The sequence below is a fragment of the Parabacteroides sp. genome (genome assembly GCF_977054455.1).
Window position 1 is genome coordinate 1 of the sequence record NZ_CDRTCT010000047.1, and the last position, 15,010, is coordinate 15,010.

The 15,010-nt window shown below is 45.8% G+C and carries 13 protein-coding genes and 1 pseudogene; 4 read left to right on the plus strand and 10 right to left on the minus strand.

The window, feature by feature from the left end; genetic code table 11:
* Positions 1 to 359: 359 nt before the first annotated feature.
* Positions 360 to 1,775: a Gfo/Idh/MocA family protein gene (locus ACW6QF_RS17905; RefSeq protein ID WP_186930452.1), complete on the minus strand. Its 1,416-nt coding sequence runs from the start codon at positions 1,773 to 1,775 to the stop codon at positions 360 to 362.
* A 77-nt stretch (positions 1,776 to 1,852) separates the two neighbouring features.
* Complete coding sequence (locus ACW6QF_RS17910) at positions 1,853 to 3,112, minus strand: DEAD/DEAH box helicase (protein WP_456088794.1); 1,260 nt, start codon at positions 3,110 to 3,112, stop codon at positions 1,853 to 1,855.
* 131 nt (positions 3,113 to 3,243) lie between these two features.
* Between ACW6QF_RS17910 and recQ the strand changes: the two genes are divergently transcribed.
* From recQ to ACW6QF_RS17925, 3 genes are all read left to right on the plus strand, one after another.
* The gene (gene recQ / locus ACW6QF_RS17915) at positions 3,244 to 5,073 is read left to right on the plus strand and encodes a DNA helicase RecQ (RefSeq protein WP_456088795.1); all 1,830 of its coding nucleotides are present in this window, start codon (positions 3,244 to 3,246) and stop codon (positions 5,071 to 5,073) included.
* Positions 5,074 to 5,142: 69 nt separating this feature from the next.
* Entirely contained in the window at positions 5,143 to 6,153 is a 1,011-nt protein-coding gene (locus ACW6QF_RS17920; protein ID WP_456088796.1) for a L,D-transpeptidase, read from the plus strand.
* Between the two features lie 33 nt (positions 6,154 to 6,186).
* Complete coding sequence (locus ACW6QF_RS17925) at positions 6,187 to 6,933, plus strand: murein L,D-transpeptidase catalytic domain family protein (RefSeq protein ID WP_456088797.1); 747 nt, start codon at positions 6,187 to 6,189, stop codon at positions 6,931 to 6,933.
* On the opposite strand, the gene ACW6QF_RS17930 is transcribed toward ACW6QF_RS17925, so the two are convergent.
* The 8 genes and pseudogenes from ACW6QF_RS17930 to ACW6QF_RS17965 all read right to left on the minus strand — a co-directional run bounded on the left by ACW6QF_RS17930 (position 6,855) and on the right by ACW6QF_RS17965 (position 13,781).
* Positions 6,855 to 7,445, minus strand: coding sequence for an aminotransferase class IV family protein (locus ACW6QF_RS17930; RefSeq protein WP_456088798.1), 591 nt, complete (start codon positions 7,443 to 7,445; stop codon positions 6,855 to 6,857). The two genes, ACW6QF_RS17925 and ACW6QF_RS17930, sit on opposite strands and share 79 nt — an antisense overlap.
* Positions 7,429 to 8,430 carry an aminodeoxychorismate synthase component I gene (locus tag ACW6QF_RS17935; RefSeq protein WP_456088799.1) on the minus strand — a complete coding sequence of 334 codons (1,002 nt, stop codon included), beginning with the start codon at positions 8,428 to 8,430 and terminating at the stop codon, positions 7,429 to 7,431. Before ACW6QF_RS17935 ends, ACW6QF_RS17930 begins: the two co-directional genes overlap by 17 nt.
* Positions 8,427 to 9,320, minus strand: a complete 894-nt coding sequence (locus tag ACW6QF_RS17940) for a carbon-nitrogen hydrolase (RefSeq protein ID WP_298554211.1) — start codon at positions 9,318 to 9,320, stop codon at positions 8,427 to 8,429. Before ACW6QF_RS17940 ends, ACW6QF_RS17935 begins: the two co-directional genes overlap by 4 nt.
* Positions 9,321 to 9,343: 23 nt before the next feature.
* Positions 9,344 to 10,390 (minus strand): agmatine deiminase family protein, encoded by a 1,047-nt coding sequence (locus ACW6QF_RS17945; RefSeq protein ID WP_456088800.1) that lies wholly within the window; start codon positions 10,388 to 10,390, stop codon positions 9,344 to 9,346.
* A gap of 59 nt (positions 10,391 to 10,449) precedes the next feature.
* Positions 10,450 to 12,006, minus strand: a complete 1,557-nt coding sequence (locus ACW6QF_RS17950) for a DUF7824 domain-containing protein (protein ID WP_456088801.1) — start codon at positions 12,004 to 12,006, stop codon at positions 10,450 to 10,452.
* 70 nt (positions 12,007 to 12,076) lie between these two features.
* A pseudogene (locus ACW6QF_RS17955) lies at positions 12,077 to 12,493 on the minus strand (sugar phosphate isomerase/epimerase family protein); the annotation flags it as partial.
* Positions 12,494 to 12,551: 58 nt separating this feature from the next.
* Positions 12,552 to 13,385 (minus strand): hypothetical protein, encoded by an 834-nt coding sequence (locus ACW6QF_RS17960; RefSeq protein WP_456088802.1) that lies wholly within the window; start codon positions 13,383 to 13,385, stop codon positions 12,552 to 12,554.
* Positions 13,386 to 13,394: 9 nt separating this feature from the next.
* A complete protein-coding gene (locus tag ACW6QF_RS17965; RefSeq protein ID WP_456088803.1) occupies positions 13,395 to 13,781 on the minus strand; it encodes a VOC family protein in 387 nt (128 codons plus the stop codon).
* A gap of 132 nt (positions 13,782 to 13,913) precedes the next feature.
* Between ACW6QF_RS17965 and ACW6QF_RS17970 the strand changes: the two genes are divergently transcribed.
* On the plus strand, positions 13,914 to 14,729 hold the full coding sequence (locus ACW6QF_RS17970) for a helix-turn-helix domain-containing protein (protein WP_456088804.1): 816 nt from the start codon (positions 13,914 to 13,916) through the stop codon (positions 14,727 to 14,729).
* Positions 14,730 to 15,010 lie beyond the last annotated feature (281 nt).

The following is a 15,010-nucleotide window of genomic DNA, read 5'->3' on the forward strand; positions in this document are numbered from 1 at the left end:
TGGAAGGCACAGTCAATAAAACTAAAGCTATCAAAAGACAAATGTTCAACAGGGCAAGCATTACCTTGCTTTGCAATAAACTTACTAGCTTTAACACATGAACTGCCCCGAAAGTGACGAAGAACCAAAACTTGCTTTTTCCTTTGGTATATTTCATACGATTTCCGAATTTTGGTTCGGTTGCCACGAAGTTGTTGAATGAGCTGCGTCTGGAGTGTTCAATCTTTTTCTCGTTATGTTTTTATTATTCAAGTAGATATTTATCGGGTTATATCGAACTCACGTTATTTATATAGTACCGATCCCACAAAAAAGGCCATCGGAACCCGATAGCCTTTTCATGGATATTTCAGTTTTTCTTATTCAGACAAAGCAAATGCCGGTTTACGGTGAATCCACTGTCCGCGTGTAAAGTCGGGGAAATCGACCAATGCGCCGCCACGGGCGATAGACATCTCCGACAAACCGGAAATGGCACTCCATGCAGCTGCATCGTAACAGTCCATAGGAGCCGGCTTCTTGTTGTGGATAGCGTTGATCAAGTCGAACATCATCACATAGTCCATACCGCCGTGTCCTGCCTGGGCTGCTTCGGCTTCATGTTTGGACCACAAGGTATGATCGTATTTCTTGAACCATTCTTCCGAATCATCCCAACGGTGAGGTTTGGATTTGCCCTGAACATATACATGGTCGCCATCGTTCATCCACAAGCCTTCAGTACCTTGGATACGAAAACCCAGAGAGTAAGGACGAGGAGAGTTCGTATCGTGAGTCACAATGACTGTCTGTCCATTAGAACATTTAATCATGGAGGTTACGATATCGCCCAAGTTGAAGTTAACCTTTGCCAACGGATGGTTGGCACCGCCATTGTCAACAATAAACTTATGCAGGCCACGCGGTTGAGTAGCCATCGCAGACAAAGACATAAAACGATTTCCACGGTTAATATCCAAACAATTCGCAACCGGACCGATGCCATGAGTCGGATAGATATCGCCATTGCGATGAACGGAATGATTCGTACGCCACTGGGCTTCAGCAAAAGCAGTCGGTCCCATACGCAGGTCGCCGCTTCCCGGCACATAGTTGTAGTGCTGTCCATCATTGAATTTCACTTCGCGCAAATCATGTTCGTAACCGCAAGTCGCATGCAGCAATTCGCCGAACAGGCCCTGACGAACCATGTTCAAAGCAGCCATGCAGTCACGACGGTAACAAACGTTTTCCATGATGTTCAGATGGCTTCCCGTAGCTTCCGATACGTTAACCAGATCCCAGCATTCTTCCAGCGTATTGGCAGCAGACACTTCCACACCGACATAGGGGACGCCTGCTTTCATGGCTGCCACCGACATCGGCACGTGCCATTCCCACGGGCTGGCGATGATGACGCAATCGAACTCTTCGTTGTTCAGCATCTTTTCAAATTCACGTTCGCTGCCTGTATAGACCTTCGGAGCCGGGACATTGAACTTGGCGATATGATCCAGTGTACGCTGGATCGGACCGGCCTGGATATCGCAAATAGCCACGATCTTGTTTCCGGGGATAGACAATACGTTGTTGATATGTTCATGACAACGGGAGCCTGTACCGATAAAACCGAAGCGCAACTTGCCATCGTCTTTGCCGGCAGGTTTCTTTTTCTTTTCCGCACTTGTTTCTGTTGTAACTGTAGCAGCAGCGGCGTTGCTACTTAATGCAAGACCGGCTGTACCGATTCCGGCAGCGGTCATCTTTTTCAGGAATGAACGACGAGTGTTTTCCATTTTCCAATTTAGAATTTGTATGTTAAGTGGGCAAATTTATAATATTTCATGAACATTTCAAAGGATAAATGGCTGTTTTATTTACTTGCCGCTCTTTTCTTATTCCGCCAAAAACTTCCATCGCGTTTGCTACCGAACATATTCCGGCGTTTGGACTCTTCCTTTATCGCCTTTTTCTTCTCGGCAACCGCTTCCTTAACCTCGGCAGTCTCGAATATATGGCCACCGGCAACCAGCACTTCTTTGCCGATCAGCTTCTGGATATCTTTCAGATACGGTACTTCCTCCACATCGCAAAAAGAGAAAGCGATCCCGCTACGGCCGGCACGACCGGTACGGCCGATACGGTGCACATAGGTCTCCGGCACATTCGGCAAATCATAGTTGATGACATGAGAAAGATGGTCGACATCGATGCCGCGGGCGGCGATATCGGTCGCGATCAAAACACGGAGCGTATGATCCTTAAAGCTGGTCAAGGCACGCTGGCGGGCGTTCTGCCCTTTGTTTCCATGAATGGCTTCAGCACCTATCCCGGCTTTATTCAGGACACGGGCCACTTTATCCGCTCCATGCTTCGTACGGGTGAAAACCAAAACGGATTCCAACGAACGGTCTTCCAGGAGATTCTTCAGCAGATTGATCTTTTCCGCCTTCTCGACAAAATAGACAGACTGGTCGATCGTATCAACAGTGGAAGATGCAGGAGTCACCTCTACTTTCTCAGGTTCATGGAGGATCGTTCCGGCCAAACGCTCGATCTCCGGCGGCATCGTTGCGGAGAAAAACAGGGACTGGCGCTTCTTAGGGAGCAAAGGCAAGATGCGTTTGATGTCATGGATAAACCCCATATCCAGCATTCGGTCCGCTTCGTCCAATACAAAATATTCCAATGTGTTCAGGTGGATAAAACCCTGATTGATCAAATCCAGCAAACGGCCGGGAGTTGCAATCAATACATCCACGCCCCGTTCCAATGCATCCGTCTGCGGCTTCTGTCCTACGCCACCGAAAATAACGGTATGTTCTACGTGAGTATAACGCCCGTATGCCGTAAAACTTTCACCAATCTGGATCGCCAATTCGCGTGTCGGAGTCAGGATCAAAGCTTTGATACCCGGCTTGCGCCCACTTAAAATCCGTCCTTCGATCTTCTGGATGATAGGGATGGAAAAAGCTGCCGTCTTACCGGTTCCGGTCTGTGCGCAACCTAATAAATCAGATCCGTCCAATACTACGGGAATGGCTTCGGCTTGTATGGGAGTGGGAGTCGTGTACTTTTCTTTTTTGAGAGCCTTGCGTATCGGCTCGATCAGTTCTAATTGTTCAAATGTCATATAATAAGTATGAGCCGTCACGGCTCGTTAAATAAATAATGGTGACAAAGGTACACAAAAATCCGGCATCTCTGCAATTATTTGTTATATTTGCGTGCTTTTATCAAACATTCAGTTCTTTTTTAATTCTCATGAAAGAGTTATTGTTACTACTCAAACGGTTCTTCGGATACACTTCATTTCGCCCTTTACAGGCCGAAATCATACAGCGCATCTTGCAGAAAGAAGATTCGCTGGTCCTGATGCCTACGGGTGGTGGCAAATCGATCTGCTTCCAGCTTCCGGCAATCTATATGCCGGGAACTGCCATCGTAGTATCTCCCCTTATCGCTTTGATGAAGGACCAGGTCGAAGGACTGATTGCCAATGGCATACCGGCTGCAGCGCTCAACAGCATGATGCCGGAGGAAGAACGCCACCGGGTACGGCAACTCTGCATACAGGGGAAAGTGAAACTGCTCTACATCTCGCCCGAAGGGATCATAAGCGAACTGCATTGGCTCCTGCCCCGCATCGATATTTCGCTGATCGCCATCGACGAAGCGCATTGTATCTCGCATTGGGGACATGATTTCCGTCCCGAATATACCCAACTGTCCGTACTGAAAGAGAATTTCCCGAAAGTACCGATCGTCGCCCTGACAGCTACGGCGGACAAAATCACCCGTACGGACATCCTGAATCAATTGAAACTGCGTGATCCTAAAACATTCATCTCGTCTTTCGACCGCCCGAACCTGTCACTCACTATCCGTCGCGGACTAAGCAAAAAGGAAAAGATCGCTGCGATTGTCCATTTCATCAACCAGCACCACCGGCAGAGCGGCATCATCTACTGCATGAGCCGCAACAGTACGGAGTCTTTAGCCGAAGAACTATCCGAGTACAGCATCCGGGCAGTCGCCTATCATGCCGGGCTCAGCCCCGACAAGCGCGAGAAAGCACAGGACGATTTCATCAACGACCGTGTCAATGTGGTGTGTGCAACGGTCGCGTTCGGGATGGGGATAGACAAAAGCAATGTCCGTTGGGTCATTCATTATAATATGCCGGCAAGCATCGAGAACTATTACCAGGAAATAGGCCGTGCCGGACGGGACGGAATGAAAAGCGACACGCTTCTTTTCTATTCCGTAGGCGACATCCTGCTCCTTCGCCGTTTTGCAGAGGAAAGCGGACAGAAAGACGTCAGCTTGCAGAAGTTGAACCGGATGCGCCGGTATTGTGAGGCGGACATTTGCCGCCGCCGTATCTTGCTGAGCTATTTCGGAGAAGAGGCAGACAAGGATTGCGGGAACTGCGACGTCTGCAAGAATCCTCCCCGGCGTTTCGACGGGAGCATCTTGGTGCAAAAGGCCTTGAGCGGCATTTTCCGTACCGGTCAAACGGCTAATATGCACCTGCTGATCGATATACTCAGGGGAGCCGAAAAGGAAGAACTGACGGAAAAAGGATACGACAAACTAAAGACCTACGGTGTAGGCAAGGACCTCAGCTATAAAGAGTGGAAAGAATATTTATACCAGATGCTTCAGCTCGGTTATATCGAAATCGACTATATGTCGGCCGGTCACCTCAAAGTGACTCCATTAGGACGTAAAGTCCTTTTCGGCGAACAGCAGGCACTCATGGCCATTTATCAAAAGACAAAAGATTTTGCCCTGCCGACCAAAAAAGGCGGTTACAAATACCGTCCGATACGCCCGATCGAATCCGCCTCTGTGGACGAAACGTTGCTCGACTCCCTGCAACAACTCCGCAAGCAGATTGCCGAACGCGAACATACCCCGGCTTATATCATCTTTTCGGATGACGCCCTCGAAGATATGGTCCAGAAGAAACCGGTCACGCTCGACGAGTTTAGCGAAATACGGGGTGTCGGACAGCTCAAGTTGGACAAATACGGAAAGGTATTCGTCGCCCTGATCCGCTTTGTCCTTCGTTTGCCTAAAAAGGAATAAAAAAAGAAAAACAAACAATCATTCCATTCTTTTGTTTATATTTACATAATGAACAGAATGATAGATGCAATGAAGATAATTCCCATGCTCTCGCTGCTTTGCCTTTCGACACTGAGTTTCTGTACGGCAAAGCCGGGAGAGCCGCAGGATTCCGGTTTCCTCGGACAGGACACGCTCATCACCGGAACACCCCCGGAACCGGTAGCACTCCCTACCCCCATCGAAATCGTGATAGAAAAGGAACTGCTCTACGACCAGCACACCTTGGCAGACACATATCCGTATAAAGACACGACACGGGAATTCCAATGGGATAAGATCCGTGCGGGTCTTCGCTTGCTCGATTCGATCCAGCAAAAGCCGTCCCGTTGGGCGATCTTTCAAAATTACAGGAACAAGAACGGGGAAGCCCCGTTGGTCCGGAAGTTTCATCGCGATGCTTACAAGCGGGTTTCCGACACTTTAGGTATCGAACGTTACCAGTCTGTCCCGCTATATCTGCCGGAAGACACGCTGATTGCCGAACGCTATGGCCGTGACGGGGCTCTTGTGAAATTGCTTGACGACAACAACCGCCTTTTCCGCATCCAAACGATCTACACAAACGGGGAATGGCTGGTTCCCGGAAAATATGTCAAACCGATAGCCGATAGCGTCACATTCGACAAAGCCATATTCGTCGATGTCACCAACCAGAACATCGCAACACTCGAACATGCGGGTTCCAAATGGCTGGTCAGAAGCATGAATCCGGCAACAACCGGGCAGCACCGCCCTCCATACGCGCAGGAAACGCCATTAGGCATATTTGTCGTCCAGGAAAAAAAGGCAAGGATGATCTACCTCGTAGACGGCAGCAAAGAGACAGGCGGATTCGCTCCCTATGCCAGCCGGTTCACCAACGGGGGATATATCCACGGGGTTCCGGTAAACGCGCCACGCAAGTCACTGATCGAATACAGTCCAACGCTTGGAACGACTCCACGCTCCCATATGTGTGTCCGGAACGCGACCTCGCACGCTAAGTTCGTTTATGATTGGGCACCTGTAAATGAGACTATTGTTTTCGTTTTCGATTAAAAGTCTTATCTTTGTGCGACATTATTCAATCTTATGTTATTGCGCATCTGTCTATACTTGGTTTTATTATTTCTACCGGCTAATTATACGGCAACCAGAAGTTCGTCTCCCCTGATCCCGGCTGATCCCGCGGTGGCTGTGTCTTCGGTATGCCGGCAGCTCTATGCGGATATGCAACTGGACAATGTGGTGGACTATACAGCCTTCGAGCAAGCGATAACCGGAGCACAGGCGATCGAACGGCGTAACAAGGATATCATTACCCTGATCGACTTTACGAAACCCTCCACGGAAGAGCGGCTTTACGTCCTGGATATCCGACATAAGAAGCTCCTGTTCTCATCCCTTGTCTCGCACGGAAAAAACAGCGGCGGGAATTACGCCACTTCGTTCTCCAACAAAGTCAATTCCTACAAAAGTTCATTGGGATTTTTTGTTACGGAGAATACATATCAGGGCAAAAACGGCTATTCCTTAGTCCTGAACGGTTTGGAAAAAGGTATTAACGACCGGGCAAAAGAACGGGCGATCGTAGTGCACGGGGCCCACTATTGCAGCCCGTCCGTTGCAGTATCGGCAGGCCGCTTAGGTAGAAGTTTCGGTTGTCCCGCCCTGCCTCAGTCGCTTGCCAAACCGATCATCAACACCATCAAGAACGGGACCCTGCTCTACATCTATGCCAACGATAAGGACTATCTGAGTCAAAGCACGATCTTATCAACCGGAAGATCGATTTCTCCGAACTCAATCATCGCATTGAACAACCTGATACGGGAATAGCCCGGCAAATCCTCCGGGCGGATATTACCTGCTACAATCTCTCCCTGATCCAGCAAGGAAGCCCTTTTCGTTCCTGTCAGCAATGGCGCGGAAGGAGTAACCCATTGTTTCCCGTTCCAAAGCGCAATGTTGCAAATAGAGGTATCGGTCAACAATCCTTTCCGGATGACCAGCACGTCGTCTTCGGCTTCGCGACATGCGAACAAACGGTCCAGCACACCCCGGTCCGTACTTTTATACCGATAGTCGGCTTCGTCATCGACGACCAGCCGCAAAGAGGATACCGGGCGAATGCGATAGGCGGCATAGTCCACCCTCAGAATATCTTTATCATATTCAACACGGCATTTTGTCCGTTCCCGGTAGTTTCCGGGTCGGATGTAGTCACTCAAATCAAGTGTGGCGGTTTGATGCAACACGTTCCGACGTGTCTCATTCATACGCCGGTTATGATAGGGCAAATTATGAATCCGCCCATCCTCGATCCGGATCGTTTCAATAAATGGGAACATAGACTTTCTGTTTCATTTCATTATATTCGCTTGCCAAATCACTTCGGGAGGTGATGCCTCCTCCACTCTTAAAGATCAAAGAGCCATCCGCCTGTTGTTCCAAAAAGCGGATCATGACGGCACTGTCCAGCCTATTCCCGTCAAAATAGCCCATGACGCCCGTATAGAACCCTCTTTCGTAAGTCTCGGCTTCCGCTATAATCTCCATTGTCTTCTTCTTGGGAGCCCCGGTAATAGAACCTGCCGGAAGGAGACAGAACAGCAAATCGCCTATCCTTGCCTGCCAGTTTCCGACAAGACGACCCCTGATCTCCGAACTAACCTGCAACAAAGCGCCTTTATGTGTCGGCAGCTCGTCTATGTACCGGTAACGGGTCACCGTCACTTCGGTCGCCACCCGACTCAAGTCATTGCGGATCAGGTCGACAATCGTAGCATGTTCGGCCGTTTCCTTCGGATCATCCAATATCCGCCTGCGGGCATCCGGCAATGTAGCATCGATCGTCCCTTTCATCGGATAGGAATAGATATGTTCATCCCGTATCTTCACGAATATCTCAGGAGAGAAAACGACAAAACGGTCTTTCATCCAGAGCTTATACCGAGCTTCCGAACGGACAAAAATTTCCTTTAAACTCAGATCGGTCCGGACAGGAGTGGCGCAAGTCAGATTGGTCAGGTAAGAGTTTCCGGCCCGGATATGTCCGACAACTTTATGAAACGAGTCTGCATAGGCCTCTTGTGTCATAGGGAATGGTTCCCATCGAATCACAGAAGTCCGGTTCCCCCGGCTATTCATACGACTTCCAATCGCGACATTCGTCACACCGTCCAGGTCGTAAAGCAACACCTCCGGATCGATCTGATCCGGCTCTTCCACAATCACCCGGTTTTGCTTATAATCGATCACAAACAGGAAAGACCGCCTTTCCGCACCCAATCGGTTCATACGGCAGACGGCCTCTATACGGTTATAGAATCTCATATCAGAAAACGTTCGGTCAAGCCCCCAAAAGCATCGATACGGCGATCCCGGAAAAAAGGCCACCAACGGCGGACATTCTCGCTGCGCGTCTTGTCAATCTCCACTATTCGTATTTCCTCATCATTATTGGAAAGTTCGGCCAAAAGTTCACCCTGCGGACCGGCGACGAAACTGTTTCCCCAAAACCGGATACCATTCGTTTGTCCGGACGGATCGGCCTCGTGCCCTACCCGGTTTACCGTAACGACCGGAAGCCCATTGGCCACGGCATGTCCCCGTTGGACAGTCACCCACGCCCCTAACTGGCGTTTTTTCTCATCCTCCGTGTCACTGCTTTCCCACCCGATGGCTGTCGGATAAATCAGCAGTTCCGCTCCTTTCATCGCCATCAGGCGGGCTGCCTCCGGATACCACTGGTCCCAGCAAACCAATACGCCCAATTTACCGACTGAAGTCCGGATCGGTTCGAAGCCGAGATCACCGGGAGTAAAATAGAATTTCTCATAATAAGCCGGATCATCCGGAATGTGCATTTTACGATATTTTCCGGCAATAGTACCGTCTTTCTCAATCACGACAGCCGTATTATGATACAAACCGGGAGCCCGTTTCTCAAACAAAGAAAGAACCAACACGATCCCCAGCTCCTTTGCCAACGCCCCGAAAATCTCTGTAGAAGGTCCCGGAATCGGTTCCGCCTGGTCAAACACTTCGGTATTCTCCATCTGGCAAAAATAAAGCCCGTTATGCAACTCCTGCAAAACGACCAATTCAGCTCCTTGCAAAGCACAAGCCCGAATATTTTGTTTCAGTTTCTCAATATTAGCAGTCCGATCTCCCGTATTCGCCTGCTGCACCAGCCCAACTTTTAACCTTCCCTCGTCCTTCATTCCCGTTTCTTATTTTTTAATTCTTAATTTTTAATTCTTAATTCCCCAACGACTCCCTCCGGATACTGCATCGTCACGCAATGCAGCGAACCATGTTGTTTAATCAACGGCAAACAATTGATCCCTATAATCTCACGATCCGGAAAAGCCTGTTGCAAAGCATCCTTCGCCAGCTCGTCCTTCGGAGAATTATAATAAGGCAGCAATACCGCCCCATTGATGATCAAAAAATTGGCATAAGTAGCCGGGAGGCGTTCGTTCTCCCATACCACCGGATCCGCCATCGGCAGGGCGATCAACCGGTAAGGTTTGCCGTCAGCCTGTTTGAAAGCCTGTAGCTCCAGTTCCATCGCTTGCAGTTCCTCGAAATGTTCATCCGACTCATCCGTACACTGCACATACGCAATCGTATCTTCGCTACAGAACCGCGCCAACGTGTCGACATGGCTGTCCGTGTCATCACCGGCCAGGTAACCGTTTTCCAGCCATAAGATGCGTTCAAAACCAAAGACCTCCTTCAGGTAGGCTTCCAGTTCTTCCTTTTGCAGATACTCATTCCGGTTCAAAGACGAAAGGCATTCGACTGTCGTCAAGAGTGTCCCCTTGCCATCCGATTCGATACTGCCGCCTTCCAGGACAAACGGTTGCATATTGATGACCGGAACCCCGTCGGCAAATGTTCCCTGTACCGACAGGTTACGCGTAACCAGATTATCCAGGTTCGCCGCGAACTTCATTCCCCAGCCGTTGAACACAAAGTCATACACGACAGGTTCTCCCTGGTCGAATACCGTAATGCCACCATGGTCACGTGCCCAGGTATCATTCGTTGCCATCTCCCGGAAAATGATTCGGCTGTAATCCACATCCCCCAATTGTCCGCGGACTGCCTGTTCGTCAGGGCAGACGATCACGAGCTTTTCATGTTTGATGACTTCTTTGGCAATCGATACAAAACAAGGAATCACCTCGTCCAGCATAGGCGCCCAATCCGTTTCCTCATGCGGCCATGTCAACTGGACGGCGCTTTGCGGATACCATTCCGCCGGCAATATGATTTTATCTTCCATCTGCATCTAAAATATACGATTATATTACAGCACAAATATAGGCTTATTTTCCATCATTCTTAATACAAAGATTCTATCACCTCTGTCAATTTACTATTTTTCTTCCATGCCTCAAGCAAAGAAAGAAGCGGGGCATCTTTCACTTTCGGCCAGTTATTAACAGTCTGAAGTTCCGAAAAGACTTCCAATAATCGCTTTAAATCCTTCAATGGATTTTCGGGTAGGCAAGACAAAAAAGAGACAAACAGAACAGACAGTTCCTTGTTATGGAAAGGCGATCTATTTATCAACATTTCAACAACCAAACCTGAAATTCTCTGCACGGGAGCCCACTCCAAAGATTGGAGCTTGCCCAATACCCTACCTAAAACCACATTATCTATCAAGCCTTTTTCAACAAGTTCTCCCCAAAGATCCGCCGCACACAAACGAACAGGACGATCGATGCTCAACAGACACACCGCTAAATATGTCAAAGCCATTCCCCCTTTCCACTCCAAATCAAGTTCACGCAGAGTCTCAAGGGCAACCAGATTAAGCCTGGCCAGTTCCAAATCGTTCCAATAAGCATCCCTTACGCGATCCCGTACCAATAAAGCCAACCAAATCCGAGGCGCATTCGGAGAAAGCAACAAGAACCTTTTCAGATCCCTCTCCCGCAAAGGAACCTTCCAAAAAGTCTCCACCAAAAGCGGAATACGGGAACAAGGCTGATAAGCCATATACAAAGCATACCCCCCGAACCTCCATTTTATCGCAACATTCTTGCTTGCCGGAGGAATCAACTGCAAAATACGATCGACTTTCCCAAACGGTTTTTCAAAGGTGAATACGTCACAAGGAATATCCCCTGTCAAATAAGCCCGGTTCACAGCAGAATAAGGGAAGTCCTTAAATTCTTCATAAACGGTATCGGGACTTTTGACCAAAGCAGCAGTCATCCAAACGGCCTGAAACGTAAAAGGCTCCTTAGGACGTGCTTCCGACCTGAACAGGAAAAGCAACAACTCGCGATATTCTCCCGTCATCTCTTGTTCGACTAACCGGACAGCTTCGTCCGTATCATCCAATGCCACACGCGAAACTGCAATTTGAAAGTCCAGACTGTCCGGCTTCACCCCTTTCTTTTGATATTCCGCCAGCCGGGAAACAAGCACGACCGGATCAATCCAGGCCGGACGATGAGTCGGTGTCGAAAGCAAAGGCAACGTATTATAATCTTTTATCCGGTTAAATGCCAATTTAACGAGATCCAAATAGGGTTTATAGTCCTGAAATGGCTGTTGTTTCGAACTTTTGGCACGTTTTTTCGTTCCGGCAAGCACATCGGCACAATCAAGCAGAACAGAAGCGGTAAGCATATCCAACCCTCCCATCTCATTTTCCGGCCTCTCCATTACAGTTCCAGCCCACTCGAAAACCGGCTTCATACGTTCCGCATCATCCGATTTTATAAAAGGATACAGACGAACCAACGAAGCCAATAGCAAATCAAGATAAAAACTTTCCCGGCCATCCATCAACCGGCCCATAAAAGAAACCAAACCGTCTACATCCACCACATCCGGAAGACGCCTATCCTCCTGAATAAGCGGGTCTTTTTCCATCCTATCCATAATTCAGATCTTATTTTCGGACAAATATAAACAGAAAAACGGATAAAGTCCTCATCACTTCAAGGTCTTCCTATATTTGGGCCGCATAATCATTCATCTTGTTTTTATAGAATTGCTTGAAAATATTTTCAAAGTCTATTAGCCCACTTTCGCCGATAACGAATTCATCTTTAATATGCAGTATTTGTATGCGTTTAGGATATTTTTGCAGATACGCAACAGGGGATTTGCCACCTATGGTACACCAATAAACATCTAATTCAAATAATTCAAAACATACCAGCTCAGGGTCTGTATGCTCAACTAAATATTCCCACATGACATCATTGCTATCTTTTAACTTGTTGTATTCTGAAGCATGGTTATGATAGTCAAGTTTAAGCCCGTATTCAGCTGCAATTTTTCCCACTCGATTAAAGTATTCGCACATACGTTGTACTTCTGTCTCCGTATAATTTACCTGATAACTTGGTAGGATGAAATATTTTCCCCCACATGCTTTTTAATACTATTTCTCTTCATATCCTATTTTGAATTAATAATTACTATGACCTATATCTCGTAGGTATAAAAAAATCTTCCTCCGTAAGATTGCATCTTTGAGCGATGCGCTTACAATAATCAAGTCTTCCTACCGTATGGTTTCGTGAATCGGAGCCAAAAACGAATTTTAATCCTGCTTTTTTTGCCATTAAAATAAAATCTTCATGCGGGACATGTACCGTATCGTTTATTTCTATTGCAATGTCTCTTGAACGAGCAGCATCAACAATTTGCCGCAACCTTTTCTTTGTCCAAAGAATGTCGTATTTCCTTTGTATGCAAGAGGGGAGAAAAAGAGGACAGGCAAATATATCCAACGGCTCACTTCCGGTAAGAATATCCATGTAATGTTGCATGTTGCGTTTCATAAATTCCTCCGGATCATCTATGTATGCATTATATTCCCATAACATGATTGTTTCTCCGTAACCGTTTCCTTTTGTTACAATCTGCGGATCCATAGCTATATAATCAGCCTGCGCTATTAATTCGGGAGATAAATTTTTCGACCATCCCGGACTCATAGGCTGCAAGCCGATATAAACTGGATACGGTTTTATTGCGTTGATGTATTCTTTTAATTGAGCATCGTTTGTAATACCCCACGGGGCAATATTTTCCATGATGCCGATTTTCATATTTAACTGTTGGGATTTGGCTACAATATCCTCAATCGTCAGATCTTCGGAACGGTGAACATGTAAATCCATCATGGGAAACTTGAATTTATCCATTGTTTTCCCTGTTGAATTCTCCTTTTCTGCCGCAAAATTTGTATTCAAAAAAGTACCTGCGCATAACAACCCTGATATTTGTAAAAAAGTTTTTCTGTCCATAATTTATATCTATTCCGTTATTTCAATAAGATTATTTTCAGGCCCCTGTATACAACTTTCGTAATATCCGTCACCTGTTTTCCGAGGACCGCTTATCACTGCGTACCCATTATTTTTCAATATATGAGTAAGGTCATCTACAACTTCTTTGCTACCTACAGAAAAAGCAATGTGAGTATATCCACTTAGAAATGTCTCCTTTTCCTGAATGAAAACCTCGGGACGATTCATGATTTCTAACCGTGAACCATCTGCAAAAGATAAAAAACAAGTTCTTAATCCTGTTTTAGGATTATAATACATTTGATTGGCTTGTGCAGAGAAGAAATGAACAAAAAAATTTTTCATATTCTCTAAATCATACACATACATCGCCATGTGATCTAATTTAATCATTGCTATATTTTTTGTTGGCAAAGTTAATTCATGGCAAATCTATATATTTGTTTCATTTTCCATAAAGATTGTCTTATATTTGCATAGTTGGTTATATTTTCAAATTATTTAGAATTATATAAATATAAAGCAATGCTATTGGAAAAACAATCATTTTCGTATGATTACGTTCGACTTTCTCCCAAAGAGCAAATAGGGTTACATAGACAGTCTTCATGGGAATTGACACTTATTGTTATAGGTTCCGGTATAAAACTTATTGGAGATACTACAGAACCGTTTCAGAGTGGTGAAGTCGTGATAATACCACCTGAAATCCCTCATTGTTGGTATTTTAATGGCGATAATACTGATATAGACGGTAAAATAGTAAACATCACACTGTCATTTACTAATGAATTTCTCAATCATTGTTCACTAAATTTTCCTGAACTGTACCGATATATTGAAGATTTAAAAAAAAATCAAGAAGCTCTAAAGTATAATGATTCTCAATCTATAGCCATCGCATCTATTTTAGAATCAATGTATAAACAAAATGAGGTGGAACGCCTTTCGTCAATAATAAGATTACTCGCTATTTTATCATTGGTGGATAATACTCGTATTGTGGGGAAATATAAAAAGAAAGATAAGAAACAAGAACGACTGGACATGATACGTATTTTTGTAATCTGTAATGCATATAGGGATATTTCTCTTGACGATGTTGTTCGTCATGTTGGAATGAATAAATCGGCTTTTTGCACATTTTTCAAACAATCCATAGGAAAAACTTTCATTACTTATTTAAATGAATATAGGATAGAACTTGCTTGCCAATTATTAAAACAGAAAAATATGTCCATATCGGAAATATGTTACCATGTAGGTTTTACTGATATTCCATATTTTAACCGAGTATTCAAAAAACACAAAGGATGTTGCCCTTCTCAATATCGTTGCTAACAATAAAGTTGTAAAAACATTAAATTTTTGTTTCCTTAGAACACTCCCGACATGATAAAGGAATACGAATGTAAGATTATCAGAATGTTCATTATTTAAGTGTTTTGCAGTCGGATTGATATGTTAAAATATATTACCCGCCAGGGTATTTTATTTGGGTCTTGTTCACTTTTGCTGTATGGTTACTTTTTGTGTATTTAATTAATAAAAGAGCACAGCTTAAAAAATAAAAGTCTATATTATAAGTGCAAACAAAAATATGGACAAAATCATTAAGCTGT

Bases quoted from the DNA above. Each gene is read 5' to 3' on its own strand.
- ACW6QF_RS17905 (WP_186930452.1), bottom strand. From the start codon at position 1,775: ATGGAAAACACTCGTCGTTCATTCCTGAAAAAGATGACCGCTGCCGGA.
- ACW6QF_RS17910 (WP_456088794.1), bottom strand. From the start codon at position 3,112: ATGACATTTGAACAATTAGAACTGATCGAGCCGATACGCAAGGCTCTC.
- recQ (WP_456088795.1), top strand. From the start codon at position 3,244: ATGAAAGAGTTATTGTTACTACTCAAACGGTTCTTCGGATACACTTCA.
- ACW6QF_RS17920 (WP_456088796.1), top strand. From the start codon at position 5,143: ATGAAGATAATTCCCATGCTCTCGCTGCTTTGCCTTTCGACACTGAGT.
- ACW6QF_RS17925 (WP_456088797.1), top strand. From the start codon at position 6,187: ATGTTATTGCGCATCTGTCTATACTTGGTTTTATTATTTCTACCGGCT.
- ACW6QF_RS17930 (WP_456088798.1), bottom strand. From the start codon at position 7,445: ATGTTCCCATTTATTGAAACGATCCGGATCGAGGATGGGCGGATTCAT.
- ACW6QF_RS17935 (WP_456088799.1), bottom strand. From the start codon at position 8,430: ATGAGATTCTATAACCGTATAGAGGCCGTCTGCCGTATGAACCGATTG.
- ACW6QF_RS17940 (WP_298554211.1), bottom strand. From the start codon at position 9,320: ATGAAGGACGAGGGAAGGTTAAAAGTTGGGCTGGTGCAGCAGGCGAAT.
- ACW6QF_RS17945 (WP_456088800.1), bottom strand. From the start codon at position 10,390: ATGGAAGATAAAATCATATTGCCGGCGGAATGGTATCCGCAAAGCGCC.
- ACW6QF_RS17950 (WP_456088801.1), bottom strand. From the start codon at position 12,006: ATGGATAGGATGGAAAAAGACCCGCTTATTCAGGAGGATAGGCGTCTT.
- ACW6QF_RS17960 (WP_456088802.1), bottom strand. From the start codon at position 13,385: ATGGACAGAAAAACTTTTTTACAAATATCAGGGTTGTTATGCGCAGGT.
- ACW6QF_RS17965 (WP_456088803.1), bottom strand. From the start codon at position 13,781: ATGATTAAATTAGATCACATGGCGATGTATGTGTATGATTTAGAGAAT.
- ACW6QF_RS17970 (WP_456088804.1), top strand. From the start codon at position 13,914: ATGCTATTGGAAAAACAATCATTTTCGTATGATTACGTTCGACTTTCT.